Origin of the sequence: Amycolatopsis alkalitolerans (genome assembly GCF_006152065.1) — a bacterium.
Taxonomy (GTDB): domain Bacteria; phylum Actinomycetota; class Actinomycetes; order Mycobacteriales; family Pseudonocardiaceae; genus Amycolatopsis_E; species Amycolatopsis_E alkalitolerans.
Genome location: NZ_VDFW01000016.1, coordinates 38,178 through 53,484 on the forward strand (window position 1 = coordinate 38,178; position 15,307 = coordinate 53,484).

Consider the following 15,307-nt stretch of genomic DNA (forward strand, 5'->3'; position numbering starts at 1 on the left):
ACATGACGCTTGACGTTAATAACGCGACACGTTAAGCTTTGCAGGGTGATCAGATCGTTCGCGGACAAGGACACTGAGAAGCTCTGGCGACGCACGCGTGTCAAACGGTTCGAGTCAGTCGAACGAATCGCCCGGCGCAAGCTGGAGATGGTCAACGCGGCGGCAACCCTGACAGACCTGACTGTGCCCCCAGGAAACCGACTGGAACCGCTGCGCGGAGACCGGCTCGGTCAGCACAGTATCCGTATCAACGACCAATTTCGAATCTGCTTCCGGTGGACCGAAGCGGGCCCAGAAGATGTCGAAATCTGCGACTACCACTAACCGAAGGGAGAAAACACCATGACCGAAGACCTGCTAGCACCCATCCACCCGGGTGAAATCCTCGCCGAGGAGTTCCTCGCCCCACTCGCGCTCACCCAACACAAGCTAGCCGTCAACATCCACGTTCCACCCCGCAGGATCAATGAAATCGTGCACGGCAAACGCGCCATCACCGCCGACACCGCCCTCAGACTGGCACGATTCTTCGGCACCTCCGACCAATTCTGGACCAACCTCCAGGCCCGATATGACCTCGAACGAGAACGCGACAGGATCGGCACCGAGCTAGCCGACATCCACCCCCTCGACCTCGCCTCTTAGCCCGCGCAGTGGATATGCGATTCGACGGCGTGACGAGCAGCCATACCGCAATGGTCGTCGGATTTCGCCGGGAGTACGTTCGGGTGCGCATCCCGAATCCGCAGACACTCTGCACCCATCGCCGAACAACAATCGCCAACGTCCGATGTAGTCGCTCTGCACCTCACCGGACGGAGCCAGAATCGCCGTCGCGACAGGTTCGAGCCCCGCCGGGCCCACCGATTTGGTCATTGTGCGAACCGTTCCCTTCGGGGCCGTTTCCGCTGGTCCGGCGGGGGTGGCCTCGTCGTGGTTGTGCGGTTGGGGGATGCGGAAGACCGGGCGGAGCCGGGTCGTCAGCGCCGGAGCCTGCGCAGCGGCAGGTGTTGTTCTGTGGTTCGCCACGACAGCCGGCGAGTACCGTACTCGAGGAAGTGTCAACTGGGCAGCGGCGGGAATGAACCTGGCCGGGCTCGCTGCCGGTGTTGGGATCGCACGTGTCGTGGGCGGCAAGGGTGCGCTCAACCCTGGTAGGCGCAACATCGTGCAAGACCGTAGCCAGCCGCCGGTGCAACGTGATCGCGGACGGCACCGCGCACCTGTGAACACGAGAGCCACTGCGCTGAACTACGTGTGGAACACGGGCCAATCCGGGGTCTGGTACTCCTACGGCACCGGCGTCAACACCGTGATCTGCCAACAAGGAAACCGCGCATGCATGTTCTAGCCAAAACCCCCGGCAGCGGCGACATCATCACCGTCCTCTACCGAAAAGGCGAACGCATATTCGGCATCGTTTGCCTTGTCGCCTCGCTTGGGTTCATGTTCACGATTATCACACCATTGGAGGATCGCGAGGACAACTTCGGTACTGTCGCTGGAGTCATTCTCGTGGTCACCCCGGCGTTATGGTTGCTGATCGCCGTCCTGATGGCGCGGGTGGTGATCCGTACTGATGGCATTTATGTGCGTAACTGGTTCTTCTCATGGTGGATCACCTGGACCGCGATCGACGAACTAGACGTCGACGACCACCTGGTTGTCGTTCTATCCAACGGATTCCGGATCTATCCATCGGTCGGTGGTGGATCAGTCGCGTCGGCATTACGCGGGAACCGGCACCTGCGGGGTCTGCGTGACCAGATCGAGCAAGCACGCCGCGAAGCCACCTCGGGCATGGAGCCGGTTGCCTACCAGCGAAGGCGGTTCGGGATCTGGCGATTCATTCTGATCTATGCCATCTTCATCGGCTTGGCTGCACTGGTCCGCCTGTAAGCGATGACTTCCCCACGCAGCCTTCCTGCGACGATGTCTCGGCCGGGAGACCTTGCGGGCGGCGTGGCTGTGGGTCAATCGGGGATGTGGTACTCCTGCGGCCCTGGGGTCAACTACCACCGCTCGATCTCCCTGCCCGGCGGCGTGCTCTACACCACCCCCGCGGACGGGACGTCCTCCGGCTGGAGTCACCCCACCGTCCGCGGCGACTTCGCCCTCGCCACCGACCAGGCCAGGGCGCAGGTCGGGCCGCTGCGCACCTACGACCCCTACGGACAGCCCATCACTCCCACCGGCACCGTTGACCCCGACGCCGTTCCCGACAACCAGCCCGGCCAGATGGACTACGGCTGGCTCGGCCAACACCAACGCCCCTACGAACACGCCGGCTCCCTCGCCCTCGTCCAAATGGGAGCCCGCCCCTACAGCCCCCTCCTCGGCCGCTTCCTCTCCACCGACCCCGTCCCCGGCGGCTCCGCCAACGACTACGACTACACCGGCGGCGACCCCATCACCAACCTCGACCTCGACGGCCGCTGCTGGAAATGGCTCTGCGGCACCCTCAAAGCCATCGGCAACGGACGGGCGCATACGGTGTCGTGGGCACGGAGGTAGTCGGCTCCACACGTCACGTAGGCGAGCTCGTCAGCTTGCAGAGCTGTCAGACCGCTGATGATCGTGTCGTCGCTCACCGGGAACCACCCGCCACCAGACGACGAGTACCCACCGGACGAATCGCGATCTCAGGGCCTTCGACCAGCACTTCGTGGTTCGTATGCTGACACGTTAGGCCCACGCCGTTTGATCAGGGGATTTGCTGGATTTCTTGATCATAAAGTTGATCTTTGTCCATCATGCCGGGCTCACGCTGACGCCATGATCAAGCCGACGAGCAGCGACAACGGCCGGAAACGCGGCAACATCCGCCAGCGCGGCAACTCCCTCCAGGTCCGCGTGTACGCGGGCATCGACCCCGTGACCGGCAAGCCCAGCTACCTCACGAGACGGTCAAAGGCACGGACAAGGCCGCCCACAAGCAGGCAGAGAAGACGCTCACCCGATTGCAGGCCCAGATAGATCAGCAATGCTCGCCGACCTCATCGGTCACGCTCTCGTACGCCATCGACGAACGGCTACGCACGGCGGATATCGAGGACACCACGCGGCACCGGTACATCGGCTACATCGAGCGCACGATCCGGCCCGCAATCGGCACCGTGCCCGTGAACAAGCTGACCACGCGAATGTTGGAGACGTTCTACGGCGAGCTTCGCCGCGGCCGCGCCCGATGCGATGGCCGCCCCTTCATCGAGCACAAAGCCGAACGCGAGCACGACTGCAAGAATCTGAGGTGCAAGGCTCACAAATGCATCGGCATGGCATCGTCGAGCGTTCGCCAGATCCACTCGATCGTCAGCGGCGTCATTAATGCGGCCGTCCGATGGGACTGGATTAGCGCCAACCCCGCGCGCATCGCGCAGCGCCCGAAACAGGCACCTCCACAACCTGACCCGCCGTCATCCGCCAATGCCGCTCGCCTCGTCGAAAAGGCATTCGCGATGGACGAGGAGTGGGGCACGCTCGTGTGGCTTGTCATGACGACCGGAATTCGCCGAGATGAGGTCTGCGCCCTTCGCTGGAATCGGGTTCACCTCGACGAAGGGATCATCGAAATCCGCCGCAGCTATACGAAACTGCACGGCAACGGCAAGGAGACGACACCGAAACCACGGTGCTCCTGCGTGAGCACAAGGCCCGATGCCAGCAGCGATACAACGATCTTGGCGCCCAGTGGAGCGATAGCGCTCTATGCTGCTGGGTTCGCGGCAGCCTGGCCGCTGCAATCGGCCGAGCCCCAACCGTCCCCGGGCCTGACGGGCCGGGGCGCCTTATCCCACGTCAGGTGGCCGAGCGGGAACATTTTTTGAATCGGTTGTTGCCGTAGCTGGGCGCAGTGCGAGGTTAGCGGCCGACGGCGAACGCCGCGTGCTCATGCATTTCGCACGTGACCTGCGGCATCCGGCGTTCATCGGCGCCGGAACCGAACCGGACGATCCGGAGCTTGCCGATCCAGCCCCGGTTCTAGGTTTTCGCCCGGGGGGTCAGCCTTTGTAGCTGCGTGACGTGATGGGGAGTGAGCTCGCCGATGGTCGTGACGCCGAGCAGGGTCATGGTGCGTTCGATCTGGTCGCGGAGGATGTCGATCATGCGGTCGACGCCCTCGCGGCCGCCGGCCATGAGCCCGTAGAGGTAGGCGCGGCCGACGAGGGTGAACTTCGCGCCGAGGGCGATCGAGGCGACGATGTCCGCGCCCGACATGATGCCGGTGTCGATCGCGATCTCGGTGTCCTTGCCGACCTCGCGCACCACATCCGGCAGCAGGTGGAACGGGACCGGTGCGCGGTCGAGCTGGCGGCCGCCGTGGTTGGAGAGCACGATGCCGTCGACGCCAAGGTCGGCGAGTTTCTTCGCGTCGGCGACGTTCTGCACACCCTTGATGACGATCTTGCCCGGGAACAGGTCCCGGATGACCGCGAGATCGTCGAACGAGATCGACGGGTCCATCGCGGCGTTGAGCAGCTCGCCGACCGTACCGCCGGTCGAGGTCAGCGATGCGAACTCGAGCTTGGGTGTGGTCAGGAAGTCCCACCACCAGGAGGGCCGCGGGATCGCGTTGACGATCGTGCTGGGGGTCAGCTGCGGCGGGATCGAGAAGCCGTTGCGCCTGTCGCGCAGGCGCGCGCCCGCGACCGGGGTGTCGACGGTGAAGAACAGCGTGTCGAAACCGGCCGTGGCCGCGCGCTTCGTGAGGTCGTAGGAGATTTCCCGGTCGCGCATGACGTAGAGCTGGAACCAGTTGCGGCCGTTCGGGTTGGCCTCCTTGACCTTCTCGATCGACGTCGTGCCCAGCGTGGAGAGCGTGAACGGGATGCCGGCGGCGGCCGCGGCCGACGCACCGGCGGTCTCGCCCTCGGTCTGCATGAGCCGGGTGAAGCCGGTCGGCGCGATCGCGAACGGCAGGGCCGACGGGCCACCGAAGATCTCCGTCGACGTGTCGACCTTGTCGGGCATGCCGCGCAGGATCGACGGGCTGAACTCGACGTCGAGGAACGCCTGGCGTGCGCGGTCCAGCGAGATCTCGCCCTCCGCGGAGCCGTCGGTGTAGTCGAACACGGCCCTGGGGGTGCGGCGCTTCGCGATCGCGCGCAGGTCGTCGATCGTGAGCGCGGCGGCCAGCCGGCGCTGCTTGCCGTTGAACACCGGCTTCTTGAACTTCATCAGCTCACGCAGCTCGCTCGGCTTCGGAACCTGACGGGTCACCATGATGCGCCTTTCGACGGGATTCAGGAGCCGGCGTGCGCGAGCAGCCGGTCGCGACTGACCGCGATGTGCTCGGACGTGAGACGGGCCGCGCGATCGGAATCACCGGCGAGAACGGCGTCGAGGATGCCCTGGTGCTGGTCCCCGACATCGTTGGCGCTGAGCAGGCGGGCGGCCTGCACCTGGCCGATGCAGAGCTCGACCTCGCCCATGATGAGCGCGTGCATGCGGGCGAGCCGCGAGCTGGACTGGCCGGCGACGAGCGCGCGGTGGAACGCGATGTCATGGCGCGCGAAGTCGGCGCCCGCCCCGATCAGGGCGCGATGGGCCGCGAGCGCCGCGGCGGGGATACCCCCAAGCCGCGCGACCGCGGCCGACTCCACCACCGCACGACTGTCGTAGAGATCGGCGATCTCGGCCGCGGTCAGTACGGGCACGCGCGCCGCCTTGTGCTTCTCACGGCGCAACAACCCCTCAACGACGAGACGCTCGATCGCGACCTTCGCCGTCTGCCGGGCCACACCGAACCGCGCCGCGACAGTAGATTCGGTCACCATCGAACCGGGTGCCACATCCTGCGCGATGATGCTCGACCGCAGGCTCTCGTAGACCACCTCAGGGAGCACGCTCGCGTGCTGCTCCACGACCATCACGCCTCCGCCCGCACCGACGATTGGTCGACAATATAGCAGATTGTCAAACAATCAGGCCGCCTAGCAACTTTGCGGTTCAGCGACGTACGCGGTATGTCACGTGTGTGACCGGGCCAGCGCCGGCTCGATTCCGTCGGTGACGAAGTGGTACGTGGTACCGCCGTCCATCGGCTGCGGGTCGCGCGGGTAGTGCGTGAGCACGAAGACCGGGGCGTGGAACGGCGGATCGTCGCCCCACCGGCCCTTCCAGTCCCGATCCCGCCCGTCGCCGCCGTCGTCGCCGAACGGGCAGATGCCCCTGCGCATGTGTGCCTCCTTGGATGTAGTCCGGACAGGTTGGTCAGCCGGCTCGGCGGACCGCGCGCGGCCGGGCCAGCGAGGCGAGGCCGACGAGCACGGCGACGGCGGCCGCGAACCAGTAGCCCGACGCGAAGCCGTCGAAGCCCGGTGCCAGCAACGTCGTGGCCGCGACGCTGGAGACCGCCGACACCCCGGTCGCGGCACCGAACTCGTGGAACATGCTGAGCGCGCCGGAGGCGACCCCGGCCTCCTGCGGCCGCACCGCGGAGAACATGCTCCCGGCCGAGGCGACGAACGTGGCGCCGATGCCGAACCCGGCCACGCTGGTGGCGACGATGAGCGCGGTCATCGAGACGATCCCCGCGGCCGCCGCCAGCCCGGCGGCCGCGACGAGCAGCCCGGCCACCGACACCACGCGGACGCCCCACCGGGGGATGACCCGCCCGGCAAGGTTCGAGCCGAGGATGGTGCCGAGCGCGACCGGCAGGAACGACAGCCCGGTCTGCAGCGCGGTGAACCCGTGCACCTGCCGCAGGGTGAACGAGCCGAGGAAGAACACCGAGATCATCAGTGCCGTGGCCACGAAGATCAGGCCGAGGCCGCGCAGGACCGGGCGCCGCCGGAGCATGGCCAGGTCGATCAGCTGGACGGCGGCCGATCGTGCCCGCAGCACGAACAGCACGTACCCGGCCAGCCCGGCGAGCACCGCGAGCAGTGTGTGCGCGCTGAGCCAGCCGTGATCCCCGGCAGCGACCAGGCCGTAGACCACCGCGCCGGTCGCGAGCGTGACCAGCAGGGAGCCGCCGGCGTCGAGGCGGCCGCCCGAGCCCGGCAGCGGCCGGACCGAGCGCAGCAGACCCACCAGCAGTACGGCACCCACCGGGACGTTGACGTAGAACACCCACGGCCAGCCAGGACCGGAGGTCAGCACTCCGCCGAGGAGCACCCCGACCGCGGCACCCGCGCCACCCAGCGCCGACCACACCCCGAGCGCTCGGGTCAGCTCAGCGCCCGTGAACGTCCGGGCGATCACCGACAACGCGGCCGGCGACATCGCCGCGGCGCCCACGCCCTGCAAAGCTCGCGCCAGCAGCAGAACCGCCGGCGCGACGGCCAGCCCAGCCAGCAGCGACGCCACGACGAACAGGGCCAGCCCGGCCAGCACCAGCCGGCGTGGCCCGAGGATGTCGGCCGCCTTCCCGCCCAGCAGCATCAGGCCGCCGAAGACCAGGGCGTAGACGCTTGCGACCCAGGTGACCCCCGCGCGGTCCAGCCCGAGGTCGGCCTGCATGTCGGGCAGTGCGATCGCAACCACGGTGACGTCGACGATCAGCATCAACTGCGCCACACCGAGCAGCGCGAGGGTGCGCCAGCGACGCGGATCGGGAGCAGTCACCTCAACCACCTCAATAAGTCGAACAGTGATGTACGAATACGGTAACTCGAACATCCGTGTACGACAAGAGCCGGTGAGGAGCGCGGTCACGCGGCGAGTGCGGCGAGCACGGTGTCGCGCACCAGTACGGGCGCGGCCTCGGCGGTGATCTCGCCGCGGTGCACCGCGGTGGACGCGCCGTGCAGGATGGCCTGGACCACGCTGAGCTGCCAGTCGATCGGCACGTCACCGCGGAATTCCCCGGCGTCGCGGCCCCGTTCGAGCAGGGTGCGGACACGCGCGGCCGGCTTGTCGTGCACGCGCTGCATCGCCTCGGGAGGCAGCGTGTGCGAGGCCGCCACGACGAGAGCGCCGAACCGGTGGGTCAGCTGCCACGTCACCTCCAGCAGGCGTCCGAGCGCATCGCGCGGATCGCCTCCGAGGTCCACTCCGGTCAGTGCCTGATCGGTCTGCTGGATTGCCCGGTCGGCGACCTCCCGCATCAGCGCCGTCCGGGAGTCGAAGTGGCCATACAGCGTGACCCGGCCGACGCCGGCAGCCTTCGCGATCTCGTTCACGCTGGCGTCGGGATCGACCGCGAGCAGCCGGGTCGCCGCCTCGACGATCGCCTCGATGTTCCGGCGCGCGTCAGCCCGCTTGCCGCGATCCGCGGACGCGCTCGCCCTAATCCGGGACCCGGCCACCCCCCTGCTGACGAACCGGTGGCAGTCGACCACGACGGCCCCGCCGGGAACGGGCGCGTGGTGCGCGAACTGCCCTTCATCGACCCACCCTTGCCGCTCGTAGAACCGCCGCGCCCGGGCGTTGCCAGTCGCGACGGCGAGCCACGCCCGCGGGTGCCCGGCGGCCACGACGGCATGTTCCGCGGCACGCAGGAGGGTTGCGCCGATCCCGCCGCCACGGACGGTGCGGGCCAGGTGGAGCTGGTCGATCTGATCCCCGTCGATCAGGACGAAGCCGACGACGACGCCGTCGCGCACCGCGACGATGATGTCGGCGATTCGGCGACGGGCGCGATCATCGAACGAGGCGGGCGTGCGGGCGGCAACCAGCGCATCGGGGACGTGACCGAGGTGCGCGTCGGCCCACCCCTCGCGCCAGATCCCGACAATGGATGCGGCGTCCGCCGGCTCCGCGGAGCGCAGTTCGACCTCGATGCCGGGCGTTCCCGCGACTGACTCGACCATCGGACCCTTCTTCCCCTAACTCGGACATCTATGTACAGCTTAATCGCAGCTCACTAGTCAGTGTTGCTATCTACCGGTAGTCAGCGTTACTATGTACTGGTAGTCAACGACACTGAGTAGGAGGGCAGGCACCCATGGGCAAGCAGACGACGGAGATGCTCAAGGGGATTCTGGAAGGCATCGTGCTCGCGATCCTGTCCACGCTGCCCGCGTACGGCTACGAGATCACGGCATGGCTGCGGGATCAGGGCTTCTCCGATATCGCCGAGGGCACCGTCTACGCGGTCCTCGTGCGGCTCGAGCGACGAGGCCTCGTCGACGTGGAGAAGGTCCCGTCCGAGAAGGGGCCGCCGCGCAAGGTGTACACCCTCAACGCTCAGGGACGCGAATACCTCGACGAGTTCTGGAGGACCTGGAGCTTCCTCTCAGAACGGCTGGAGCAGCTCCGCGAAGGAGGAAAGTGACCATGTCCGACACGGAAAAGGGCGGCTTCGTCGCAAAGGTGATCGGCCCCAAGAAGCGGTGGCGGGCGTACAAGGCGCGCGTTCGGCAGCTTCCCGGGAACTACCGCACGGCGGTCGATGCGATCGAGCGGTACCTGATGCACTTCGGGCCGATGGAGGCCGAGAATGCGGAGTCGCTGTTCGAGGACGTCGCCGATCTGTTCGAACGTGCCGCGGCGGACGGAACGCCGATCCGCGAGATCGTCGGCGACGATCCGGTCGAGTTCGTCGAAGCGCTGATTCAGAACTACGACAAGGGCGGGTATGTCACCCGGGAGCGGGCACGGCTGATCACCGCCATCGAACGTGCCGAAGAAGAAAAGGGGACGGACTGATGCTCGCGCAGCAGGCGATCAGCGTGCGGGGCCTGGAGAAGTCCTACGGGAAGCTGCACGTGCTGCGCGGCGTGGACTTCGACGTGGCGCGGGGCAGCATCTTCGCCCTGCTCGGCTCCAACGGGGCGGGCAAGACCACCGTGGTGAACATCCTGTCCACGCTGCTCAAGGCGGACGCGGGAACCGCGGGCGTCAACGGTTTCGACGTCGCCTCGCAGGGCGCCGAGGTGCGGGAATCCATCAGCCTCACCGGCCAGTTCGCGGCCGTCGACGAGATCCTCAGCGGACGGGAGAACCTGGTGCTCGTCGCCAGGCTGCGGCATCTGAAGCGTCCAGGCGCGATCGCGGACGACCTGCTGGCCCGCTTCTCGCTGACCGAGGCGGGCGGGCGGAAGGTTTCGACGTATTCCGGTGGCATGCGCCGCCGCCTTGACCTCGCGATGAGCCTCATCGGCGACCCGCCGGTGATCTTCCTCGACGAGCCGACCACCGGACTCGACCCCGAGGCGCGGATCGAGGTGTGGGACGCCGTCAAGGAACTCGCCTCGCGCGGCACGACGGTGCTGCTCACCACGCAGTACCTCGACGAGGCCGAACAGTTCGCCGACCGGATAGCGATCCTCCACCACGGGCGGATCATCGTGGACGGCTCCCTCGCCGAACTGAAGCAACTCCTCCCGCCGGCGAAGGTCGAGTACGTCGAGAAGCAGCCGACGCTCGAGGACGTGTTCCTCGCCATCGTCGGCGACGACGACAGGAACGGACAATGAGCACCCACTTCTTCAGCGACACCGCTGTCCTCACGGGACGATCACTGAAGCACGTCACGCGCAGTATGGACACCATCATCACGACCGCGCTCACCCCGATCGCGATGATGCTGCTGTTCGTCTACGTGTTCGGCGGCGCGATCAGCCAGGGGGCCGACTCGGGCACGTACGTCCGCTACATGCTGCCGGGCATCCTGCTCATCACGATCGCCTCGGGCATCTCCTACACGGCGTTCCGGCTGTTCATCGACATGACCACCGGGATCTTCGGGCGGTTCCAGTCCATGCCGATCGCACGCTCGGGCGTGCTGTGGTCGCACGTGCTGACCTCGCTCGTCGCGAACGTCATCTCGCTCGCGATCGTCGTGGGCGTCGCCCTCGCCATGGGATTCCGTACCGGCGCGGGCGTCGGGGCGTGGCTCGCGGTGGCCGGCATCCTGATCCTGTTCACCTTCGCGCTGACGTGGGTCGCCGTCATCCCGGGCCTCTCCGCGAAATCGGTCACCGGCGCGAGCGCGTTCTCCTACCCGCTGATCTTCCTGCCGTTCATCAGTTCGGCGTTCGTGCCCACGCAGACGATGCCGGGCCCGGTGCGCTGGTTCGCCGAATACCAGCCCGTGACACCGATCGTCAACACGATCCGGGACCTGTTCACCGAGCAGCCGGTCAGCAGCGACATCTGGATCGCCCTCGCCTGGACCGTCGGCGCCCTGCTGGTCGCCTTCGCCTTCGCGATGGTCATCTATCGCCGCAAGATTTCCTGACCCGGGTGGTCGTGCCCGGCTCGATGTCATGATCCGCCGGCCCGGGCGATGCCCTGGATGGCGCGGAGCCTGCCGTCGGAGAGGGCCAGGCTCAGGTTCCTGGCCTTCTCGGTGAAGTTGGGCACGAAGGCGTGCAGCCCCAGGGCGCCGGGCGGCGAGGCCAGCATCGCGTGCATCGTGGCGGACGCCTGATCGGTGAGGTCGTTCCAGGTCTGGACGGCAAACCCCGCGTCCTGGATGACCCCGCGCAACGCATCGGCGGTGACCAGATGGCTGTGCCGGGGGTGGTCGGCGCAGGGCAGCGGATAGCCGAGTTCGCCGGGCGCGCCGGCGGTGATTTCCCAGAGCGCAAGCAGTCCCCCGCCGACCAGGACCCGGCGCGCTTCCCGGTAAAGGCGGGACTTGTCGGCGACGTTCATGTGCAGGTGCTGAGTGAACACGACCCCGAAGGCGGCCCCGGCGAACGGGAGCGCGGTGACATCCCCGTGGTGAACGGAAATCCGGTCATCCAGCCCGACGAGGTGGTTGAGCCGGCGGGCCGTGCCGCAGTAGTCCTCGGTCGCGTCCACAGTGGTCACCCGGCACCCACATCGGTCGGCGATGTAGCGGGCGGTACCGCCGATCCCGCTGCCGGCGTCGAGTACCCGGGTCCGCGGGGTGAGCCCGGTCAGGCCCACCAGGTGACTGGTGGCCAATCGGCCCATGGTGTGGAAGTCTTCCAGCGGCGCGAGGTCGGCGGGCACCAGGCGGTGGAGGTCTTTCCCGGCAGCGATCAGGGCATTCTCGATGCCGGCCCGTGAGGCGCCGGTCGCGTACTGGTGCTGGATCGAGGCGTCCGTCATGGTCTGCTCCTTTTCAAGCCGATGCCGCGCTCCGGGTGCTCGCGGCTCCAGAATTCGGATTCGCCCGATAACGCCGGGTGCGCCGGCCGGGGATGCTGCTGCCTGCGGTCGAAGGAGTCCAGCCGGTGCATCGGCACGACCGCCATCACCATGGACTCCGCCAGCACGCGCAGGAAGTTCCCGGCCGTTCGCCGGGTCCGCGGGCCCGTGGTGTAGCGGCGGACGATGGTCGGGAAGTCTTCCGGCTCGACACCGGCGACGTCGCGGACGTGCGTGGTCACTCCGCCGACCGCCCAGGTCCCCAGTGCGTGCTCGGGAAGGTAGTGACGCAGGCTGGACTGGAAGAACAGGTCGGCCCGCAGGCGCTTTGCGTCCACCCGCACGGCCCGCATGAACATCGACGGGGAGACGTCGACGTGGCGGACTCGCCGGCCCAGCGCGTCGCCGATGGCCTGGGCGATCTCGGGCGCCGACAGCAGCGCCGGTCCGGTCGGCCGGTACGCCCGCCCGTCGTGCCGGCCGGGATCGAGCAGTCCGCCCACCACGACGCGGGCGATGTCCTCGTTGGAGGGCGGTGCGTTCCGGCCGGCGCCGGCCGGCATCGGCAGCACGCCCAGCTGGGCGGCCACCGGGATGAGATTCATGTAGTTGTCGGCGAAAAATCCCGGATCGACCGCGACATGCGCGGTGTCGGGCAGCAGCGCGAACAGCTTGCCGGTCAGCCAGTGCTGCCGGGTCATCAGCGACGGATGCTCGGGGCTGGCCAGCCACTGCCCCAACGCCACCACGGCCTGCACCCCCTGGCGCCGCGCGGCCACCGCGAAGGCGACCGCGCTGTCCAGCGCGTGGGGATGGTAGGGCGGGTTGAAAAACATCCGGTCGACCCCGCCGAGCGCGGCGTGGACTTGCTGGTAGTCGGCCATGTCGGCCACCACGACTTCGGCGCCCAAAGCCCGCAGGCGGGCGCCGCGCTCGTCGTCACGGTGCACCAGCGCCCTGGTCGGCACGCCCTGTGCCAGCAGTTGCGCGGCAACCGCGCCGCCGATCCTGCCCGTGGCGCCGGTGACCAGCACACGTGTTTGTGCCATCGGATTCCCCTTCACATCAAGACATGTGACCATTGGTCACATCGTCAGTATGCGGGCGCATGTGACCGTTGTCAACATCCGGGGTCGGTGTGCGATCCTGACGTCATGAGTCCAGCCAGCGGCCATCCGGACCGCCGTAAGCCCTACCACCACGGCGCGCTGCGACAGGCTCTGCTCGACGCGGGTATCGCATTGGCGCGCGAAGGGGGGCCAGACCGGGTGATCCTGCGGGAGGCCGCCCGCGCGGCCGGGGTGTCGCACTCGGCGGCATATCGCCACTTCGCCGACCGCGAGGCGTTGCTCGCCGAGGTGTCGCGCCATGCCAGAGGCGAACTGGCCGCGGAGATGCGCCGGCGCCTCAACCGCGTCACCCATCCCCCGGAGCGGCTCGCTGCGGTCGGGACAGCCTATATCGACTTCGCGCTGACCAATCCCGGGCTGTTCCGCACCGCGTTCGCCCAGCACCCGGCCACCGGTGGCAACGACGGCGCACCGGCCAGGGGCGAGGCCGAACCGTTCGACATCCTCGGTCAGGTTCTCGATCAGGCGCAGTCCGCCGGCCTGCTGGACCAGGACCGCAGACCGGGTGCCGAGATCGCCGTCTGGTCGGCGGTCCACGGCCTGGCCAGCCTGCTGCTCGACGGACCGTTACCGGCCACCGGCGCCGATCTCGACTTCGCGCTCCGGCAGGTGTTCGGCCTCATCGAACGAGGATTGCTGCGCCGTCCGGCCGAAGAACCGTGAACAATCACGGCTACGGTTACGAGGGCATCATCCGCGGCTGAACGACATCAGAACCTCTCAGGGAACAGGAGCGCCGCGAGCAGGAACGCGATCAGCGCCACGGCGATGACGAGCCCGACGATGTTGTCTACGGTGTCCACGGCCTACCGGGCCACCTCACGCTCGGGCTCCGCGGCGGCCTCGTCACGCCGGATGATCCGGTCGCACCCGCGCACGTAGAGCACGGACAGCCCGAAGAAGGCGAGGATGACTTGGGATGAAGACGAGATCGGCCATTGTTCCGGTACGTCCCAGTAGTTGCGCGTGGCCCAGCAGACCGGAATCACCCGTAAGGTGCATACCGGCCTTTACACTCTTCCCGGGAGAACGACCCGTCAGCGCTCCGGTTCGCGGGTGAATCGGTAGCCCACGCCGGGCTCGGTGATCAAATGCCGCGGGTGCGAAGGGTTCGGCTCGAGCTTGCGGCGCAGCTGGGCGACGTAGACCCGAAGGTAGTGGGTGTCCTCGGCGTGCTCGGGCCCCCACACCTCATTCAGCAGCTGCGCCCCGGTGACCAGCAGATCCTCGTCGCGTACCAGGATCTCGAGCACAGCCCATTCGGTCGGGGTCAGGCGAACGTCCCGGCCGTCCCTGGCCACCTTCTTCGCCGCGAGATCCACCGTGAAGTCCCCCGCGTCCACCGCCCGTTCGCCCGGATCGGGTGCGGTCACGGTCGCGTGGCGCACCGCGACCCGGATGCGGGCCAGCAACTCGGCGACGTCGAACGGTTTGGTCACGTAATCGTCCGCGCCGGCGGCCAGCGCGGCCACCTTGTCCGCGGTGGCCGTGCGGCCGGACAGCACGATGATCGGCGCCCGGCTCCAGCCGCGCAGGCCGGTGATGACCTCGGCGCCGTCCAGGTCGGGCAGCCCCAGGTCGAGCACCGCCACATCGGGTTTGTGCTCGTCGGCAGCACCGCCGCGAGCACCCACCCCGCCGGGGCCCGGGTCACCTCCCCCAGATGCCGCAGCCGGCGCCGCGCCGCCTCCTCGTGCGTCACCATGTGCACGTCGATCGGACCCGAAGCCTGCACGGTGGCCGCCCCGATGCCCTCGTCGAACAACCGCGCCAGCCGGGATCGCCGGGACGTGCCCAGCACCAGCTGGGTCGCGTGACCCCGCGCGCGAAGTCCAGCAGCGCGCCGGGCACGTCATCGCCGACCACGGTGTGGAAGCTGCCGCCGACGTCCTCGGCCAGCCGCCGGTAGCGGGCCAGCGCGTCGGCCGGCGCCCCGGCCAGACCGTCGCTGCGCAGCGCGTGCACCACCAGTAGATCCGCCCCGGCCCGCGTCGCGATCCGGCGCGCCCGATCTGCCGTGCGCGGCGCACCACCTCGTCCGGCACCGTCTCGCGCTGTTTCATGCCGGTGATCCGCTCGACCACGTCGTTGAGGCTCTCCAGATGCTGCACGTTCACCGTGGACAGCACCTCGATCCCGGCGTCCCGGTACCGGACCGTCCGGCGCGG

19 protein-coding genes and 2 pseudogenes are annotated in these 15,307 nt (G+C 68.0%); 10 read left to right on the forward strand and 11 right to left on the reverse strand.

The features are described from left to right. Positions 1–45: 45 nt before the first annotated feature. From FG385_RS18770 to FG385_RS18795, 5 genes are all read left to right on the forward strand, one after another. A complete protein-coding gene (locus FG385_RS18770; RefSeq protein ID WP_139098067.1) occupies positions 46–324 on the forward strand; it encodes a type II toxin-antitoxin system RelE/ParE family toxin in 279 nt (92 codons plus the stop codon). 18 nt (positions 325–342) lie between these two features. After that, entirely contained in the window at positions 343–645 is a 303-nt protein-coding gene (locus tag FG385_RS18775) for a HigA family addiction module antitoxin (RefSeq protein ID WP_139098068.1), read from the forward strand. A gap of 693 nt (positions 646–1,338) precedes the next feature. Continuing rightward, complete coding sequence (locus tag FG385_RS18785; RefSeq protein ID WP_139098070.1) at positions 1,339–1,899, forward strand: hypothetical protein; 561 nt, start codon at positions 1,339–1,341, stop codon at positions 1,897–1,899. Between the two features lie 63 nt (positions 1,900–1,962). Beyond that, positions 1,963–2,514 carry an RHS repeat-associated core domain-containing protein gene (locus FG385_RS18790; RefSeq protein ID WP_235022651.1) on the forward strand — a complete coding sequence of 184 codons (552 nt, stop codon included), beginning with the start codon at positions 1,963–1,965 and terminating at the stop codon, positions 2,512–2,514. Between the two features lie 446 nt (positions 2,515–2,960). Continuing rightward, the gene (locus FG385_RS18795; protein WP_235022652.1) at positions 2,961–3,827 is read left to right on the forward strand and encodes a site-specific integrase; all 867 of its coding nucleotides are present in this window, start codon (positions 2,961–2,963) and stop codon (positions 3,825–3,827) included. Positions 3,828–3,981: 154 nt separating this feature from the next. Here the strand turns inward: FG385_RS18795 and FG385_RS18800 are convergent, their stop codons facing one another. The 5 genes from FG385_RS18800 to FG385_RS34390 all read right to left on the reverse strand — a co-directional run bounded on the left by FG385_RS18800 (position 3,982) and on the right by FG385_RS34390 (position 8,756). Then, complete coding sequence (locus FG385_RS18800; protein ID WP_139098071.1) at positions 3,982–5,223, reverse strand: alpha-hydroxy acid oxidase; 1,242 nt, start codon at positions 5,221–5,223, stop codon at positions 3,982–3,984. A 20-nt stretch (positions 5,224–5,243) separates the two neighbouring features. Beyond that, positions 5,244–5,870, reverse strand: a complete 627-nt coding sequence (locus FG385_RS18805; RefSeq protein ID WP_200834528.1) for a GntR family transcriptional regulator — start codon at positions 5,868–5,870, stop codon at positions 5,244–5,246. Between the two features lie 99 nt (positions 5,871–5,969). Beyond that, on the reverse strand, positions 5,970–6,179 hold the full coding sequence (locus FG385_RS18810; RefSeq protein WP_235022653.1) for a hypothetical protein: 210 nt from the start codon (positions 6,177–6,179) through the stop codon (positions 5,970–5,972). A 34-nt stretch (positions 6,180–6,213) separates the two neighbouring features. Next, positions 6,214–7,569, reverse strand: a complete 1,356-nt coding sequence (locus tag FG385_RS18815) for an MFS transporter (RefSeq protein ID WP_235022654.1) — start codon at positions 7,567–7,569, stop codon at positions 6,214–6,216. Positions 7,570–7,655: 86 nt separating this feature from the next. Then, a complete protein-coding gene (locus tag FG385_RS34390) occupies positions 7,656–8,756 on the reverse strand; it encodes a GNAT family N-acetyltransferase (protein WP_200834529.1) in 1,101 nt (366 codons plus the stop codon). A 134-nt stretch (positions 8,757–8,890) separates the two neighbouring features. On the opposite strand from FG385_RS34390, the gene FG385_RS18830 reads away from it, so the two are divergent. Genes FG385_RS18830 through FG385_RS18845 form a run of 4 tightly spaced genes read left to right on the forward strand, consistent with a single transcriptional unit; the run spans position 8,891 to position 11,128 of the window. After that, positions 8,891–9,220 (forward strand): PadR family transcriptional regulator, encoded by a 330-nt coding sequence (locus FG385_RS18830; RefSeq protein ID WP_139098073.1) that lies wholly within the window; start codon positions 8,891–8,893, stop codon positions 9,218–9,220. 2 nt (positions 9,221–9,222) lie between these two features. Next, a complete protein-coding gene (locus FG385_RS18835) occupies positions 9,223–9,594 on the forward strand; it encodes a DUF1048 domain-containing protein (RefSeq protein ID WP_139098074.1) in 372 nt (123 codons plus the stop codon). Then, positions 9,594–10,364: an ABC transporter ATP-binding protein gene (locus FG385_RS18840; protein ID WP_139098075.1), complete on the forward strand. Its 771-nt coding sequence runs from the start codon at positions 9,594–9,596 to the stop codon at positions 10,362–10,364. The genes FG385_RS18835 and FG385_RS18840 overlap by 1 nt, the downstream gene beginning before the upstream one ends. Further along, positions 10,361–11,128 (forward strand): ABC transporter permease, encoded by a 768-nt coding sequence (locus FG385_RS18845; RefSeq protein ID WP_139098076.1) that lies wholly within the window; start codon positions 10,361–10,363, stop codon positions 11,126–11,128. The genes FG385_RS18840 and FG385_RS18845 overlap by 4 nt, the downstream gene beginning before the upstream one ends. A 26-nt stretch (positions 11,129–11,154) precedes the next feature. Here FG385_RS18845 and FG385_RS18850 read toward each other — a convergent pair whose 3' ends face one another. Both FG385_RS18850 and FG385_RS18855 read right to left on the reverse strand, forming a co-directional pair. Further along, positions 11,155–11,970 (reverse strand): class I SAM-dependent methyltransferase, encoded by an 816-nt coding sequence (locus FG385_RS18850; protein ID WP_139098077.1) that lies wholly within the window; start codon positions 11,968–11,970, stop codon positions 11,155–11,157. After that, the gene (locus FG385_RS18855; RefSeq protein WP_160148842.1) at positions 11,967–13,058 is read right to left on the reverse strand and encodes an NmrA family NAD(P)-binding protein; all 1,092 of its coding nucleotides are present in this window, start codon (positions 13,056–13,058) and stop codon (positions 11,967–11,969) included. The genes FG385_RS18850 and FG385_RS18855 overlap by 4 nt, the downstream gene beginning before the upstream one ends. Before the next feature lie 105 nt (positions 13,059–13,163). Between FG385_RS18855 and FG385_RS18860 the strand changes: the two genes are divergently transcribed. Next, on the forward strand, positions 13,164–13,802 hold the full coding sequence (locus FG385_RS18860) for a TetR/AcrR family transcriptional regulator (protein WP_139098079.1): 639 nt from the start codon (positions 13,164–13,166) through the stop codon (positions 13,800–13,802). A 47-nt stretch (positions 13,803–13,849) separates the two neighbouring features. On the opposite strand, the gene kdpF is transcribed toward FG385_RS18860, so the two are convergent. The 4 genes and pseudogenes from kdpF to FG385_RS18875 form a co-directional block, all read right to left on the reverse strand. Then, positions 13,850–13,942: a K(+)-transporting ATPase subunit F gene (gene kdpF, locus FG385_RS18865; protein ID WP_139098080.1), complete on the reverse strand. Its 93-nt coding sequence runs from the start codon at positions 13,940–13,942 to the stop codon at positions 13,850–13,852. Between the two features lie 3 nt (positions 13,943–13,945). Next, positions 13,946–14,128, reverse strand: coding sequence for a hypothetical protein (locus FG385_RS34395; protein WP_200834547.1), 183 nt, complete (start codon positions 14,126–14,128; stop codon positions 13,946–13,948). A 48-nt stretch (positions 14,129–14,176) separates the two neighbouring features. Then, positions 14,177–14,755: pseudogene (locus FG385_RS18870) on the reverse strand (winged helix-turn-helix domain-containing protein); the annotation flags it as partial. Then, positions 14,749–15,283: pseudogene (locus FG385_RS18875) on the reverse strand (hypothetical protein); the annotation flags it as partial. The pseudogenes FG385_RS18875 and FG385_RS18870, both read right to left, overlap by 7 nt. Between the last annotated feature and the right edge of the window lie 24 nt (positions 15,284–15,307).

Coding starts and splice junctions, on each gene's coding strand:
- FG385_RS18775 (WP_139098068.1), top strand. CDS start 343: ATGACCGAAGACCTGCTAGCACCCATCCACCCGGGTGAAATCCTCGCC.
- FG385_RS18785 (WP_139098070.1), top strand. CDS start 1,339: ATGCATGTTCTAGCCAAAACCCCCGGCAGCGGCGACATCATCACCGTC.
- FG385_RS18800 (WP_139098071.1), bottom strand. CDS start 5,223: ATGGTGACCCGTCAGGTTCCGAAGCCGAGCGAGCTGCGTGAGCTGATG.
- FG385_RS18805 (WP_200834528.1), bottom strand. CDS start 5,870: ATGGTCGTGGAGCAGCACGCGAGCGTGCTCCCTGAGGTGGTCTACGAG.
- FG385_RS18810 (WP_235022653.1), bottom strand. CDS start 6,179: ATGCGCAGGGGCATCTGCCCGTTCGGCGACGACGGCGGCGACGGGCGG.
- FG385_RS34390 (WP_200834529.1), bottom strand. CDS start 8,756: ATGGTCGAGTCAGTCGCGGGAACGCCCGGCATCGAGGTCGAACTGCGC.
- FG385_RS18830 (WP_139098073.1), top strand. CDS start 8,891: ATGGGCAAGCAGACGACGGAGATGCTCAAGGGGATTCTGGAAGGCATC.
- FG385_RS18835 (WP_139098074.1), top strand. CDS start 9,223: ATGTCCGACACGGAAAAGGGCGGCTTCGTCGCAAAGGTGATCGGCCCC.
- FG385_RS18840 (WP_139098075.1), top strand. CDS start 9,594: ATGCTCGCGCAGCAGGCGATCAGCGTGCGGGGCCTGGAGAAGTCCTAC.
- FG385_RS18845 (WP_139098076.1), top strand. CDS start 10,361: ATGAGCACCCACTTCTTCAGCGACACCGCTGTCCTCACGGGACGATCA.
- FG385_RS18850 (WP_139098077.1), bottom strand. CDS start 11,970: ATGACGGACGCCTCGATCCAGCACCAGTACGCGACCGGCGCCTCACGG.
- FG385_RS18855 (WP_160148842.1), bottom strand. CDS start 13,058: ATGGCACAAACACGTGTGCTGGTCACCGGCGCCACGGGCAGGATCGGC.
- FG385_RS18860 (WP_139098079.1), top strand. CDS start 13,164: ATGAGTCCAGCCAGCGGCCATCCGGACCGCCGTAAGCCCTACCACCAC.